Genomic DNA, 2306 nt, shown 5'->3' on the forward strand with positions numbered 1-2306 from the left:
GTTGATTCCAAGCTCGGCGGCGACCGCCGTTTGGCTATGCCCGCGCCCCAGCATTCGAATCACCGTCCGCCGAAGCTGCTCGCGCGCTGCTGGCTCAAGCTTTCTGACATCGATCTTTTCCATGTCACGAGTATACGACTGTTTTCTATTTTAGGACCGGGTTAATAGTTCTAACAATCCGGTCCAGCGGACAGTCGGCCAGCTGCGCTGTCCGCCTGCCGCTGACCTTCGTCGTTAGCCCTTCTTTCCCATGCCACTCATCAACGAAATTGCCCCTGGGTTAGTCCTTCACATAGATCCGGTGACCATGGCAGCACAAGGTGGGACTACAGATTTGCCAGACTTCTTGAAAGTTAAAAAAGCTCATTTCTTCGTCTGTCTTTCGGTAGATGGGAACCAAGGTCGCTGGATGCCTTGCTACACCAAGGACGGAAAGGGACGTCACCCTATTGCAGAAAATTCGCGTACTGGACATCCAAAATGGGCGAAGGGAAATTGCTATTTCCATCCCGCGCAAGTTTGGTCTGCATCTCATGCCGCCGTGGTCAATGCAGCACAAGCTGCCCATGACCAAAGCCAACCCGGCCAACGCAATATGCTGGCTCTTGGGAATGTGGATAATCTGCCGGGCTAACTTTACGTATATGGACTCCCCCGTAAATCAAGACGGATCGTGTTTCTGACTTTCCGGGATGAATCACCTGCAGTCGTATATCCGGCATCTGTGGTGGGTTCTGAATGACCCGTGCCGACATGGAATCTGCCCGCGATGCGCCAATCGTTACAAGCGGCTGCTGGAGAGCCGGCAGTGTTATCGGCGTTGTGTCGCGTGGGTGTGACCCGGTTTGCCATGATGAGCGATCAGTCTCGGCGCAAGGGTGAGGCGTAAGGGTGAGCCGATCAGGCGGCGATGGCGAAGGCGGTGCGTTCGAGTTCTTCTTGTTGGGGTGACGTTGCGGATTGCCGCAGGCGGCGTGATCGCGCAGCATGGCGTAGCAGACGCGGGCAAGCGTGTTGGCCAGCGCGTGGGGTGCGAGCAAGGTGGCGTCTGTTGCAGATCCCTGGCTTCAAGTGGAGGATGCCTCATCCCCCGTTGCGTTTCTTCCGGGCCTCGTGGTGCTCTTGGGCTTCCAGGCTGAAGGTGGTGGTCGGGCGGGCGAGCAGGCGGGGAATCCCGATCGGCTCTCCGGTTTCTTCGCACCAGCCGTAGGTGCCGTTCTGGATGCGAGCGAGCGCTTGCTCTATCCGTTGCAGTTGCTTGCGCTCCCTGTCCCGGACGCGCAGTTCAAGCGTGTAGTCCTCTTCTTGAGTTGCTCTGTCGGAGGGGTCGGCATTGAGGGCGTTGTCCTTCAGATGCAGCGTGGTTTCGTGGGCGGATTCGAGAAGCGCGTCGCGCTCCTGATTCAGGCGATTCTGGAAGAACAGCAACTGACGGTCCGACATGTAATCCTCTTCGGGCGCCTCCATGAGTTCTTCAATACTGGGCGGGGCAGGGGAAACATGGTTTTTCACGACCTGGTTCATTGCTTGCTCTCCTTGTGCGGTCTGCAGGGGCGGGGATGGAGTCGTCCGTAACAGCGCCGCGAGCTTGCTTCTGCTGCATCGAATCCGCCTGCCAGCAAAAGGCGGGGGTATTGGGTCAGAGGCTGTGCAAATCATGGGTGCGCCTCGGGGTAGCGGCGTCAGGCGAGCCGTGCGGGAACCGCGGCGCTGATTCCCTGCGCAGACCTTGCCCTGGAGGCATGTGCTTGGTTCGGAGCGCTGCTTCGACCAGCCGCATGTGGCCGAAGGGGGCAGCATGCGCCTACCTGTGCAACTTGACTACAGGCGCGCTGCGCCCGTTTGCGGCTGAGCTTGTGTGGCTGTTTGGAGAAGATGCAGCGCAGGTTGCAGATCGACGGCCTTGTCTCGAGTATCAAGGCAAGTTGCTCGCGCCTCGGCGAGCGAGCGCCGCGGTCAGCCTCTCTTTGCCGCTTTGTCACCCCTCCGCCAACACCGCCTGCCGATAAGCCAGCGGACTCATCCCGGTTTCACTCCTGAACATATGTATGAACGCCGAGGGCGTTGCATACCCGAGTTCCAGCGCGGCACGGGTTACGGCCATGCCGCTGCCCAGCAGTTCGATGGCCTTGAATAGGCGCAGGCGTTGGCGCCAGACGCGTAGGGTGAGGCCGGTTTCGCGTTCGAAGCGGCGGCTGAGGGTGCGGCCGGAGATGTTGAGGGCGGTGGCCCAGTCGTCCAGGCTGCGGGGGTCGGCGGGGTCGCCGTAGAGGGTTTCGCACAGGCCTTGCAGGGAGGCGTGGCGC

The 2306-nt window shown here is 60.1% G+C and carries 3 protein-coding genes; 1 reads left to right on the forward strand and 2 read right to left on the reverse strand.

The genetic code is table 11. From position 1 onward, the window contains the following. The first annotated feature begins 250 nt into the window (after positions 1-250). Positions 251-634 (forward strand): hypothetical protein, encoded by a 384-nt coding sequence (locus GRF61_RS23800; protein WP_169153096.1) that lies wholly within the window; start codon positions 251-253, stop codon positions 632-634. Between the two features lie 449 nt (positions 635-1083). On the opposite strand, the gene dksA is transcribed toward GRF61_RS23800, so the two are convergent. Then, positions 1084-1524 (reverse strand): RNA polymerase-binding protein DksA, encoded by a 441-nt coding sequence (gene dksA / locus GRF61_RS23805; RefSeq protein ID WP_133595227.1) that lies wholly within the window; start codon positions 1522-1524, stop codon positions 1084-1086. Positions 1525-1978: 454 nt separating this feature from the next. Further along, positions 1979-2306: AraC family transcriptional regulator (locus GRF61_RS23810; RefSeq protein WP_169153097.1), on the reverse strand; the 328-nt coding region annotated here is incomplete at its 5' end.

It is taken from the genome of Azoarcus sp. TTM-91, from assembly GCF_012911025.1.
In the GTDB taxonomy this organism is placed as follows: Bacteria; Pseudomonadota; Gammaproteobacteria; order Burkholderiales; family Rhodocyclaceae; genus Azoarcus.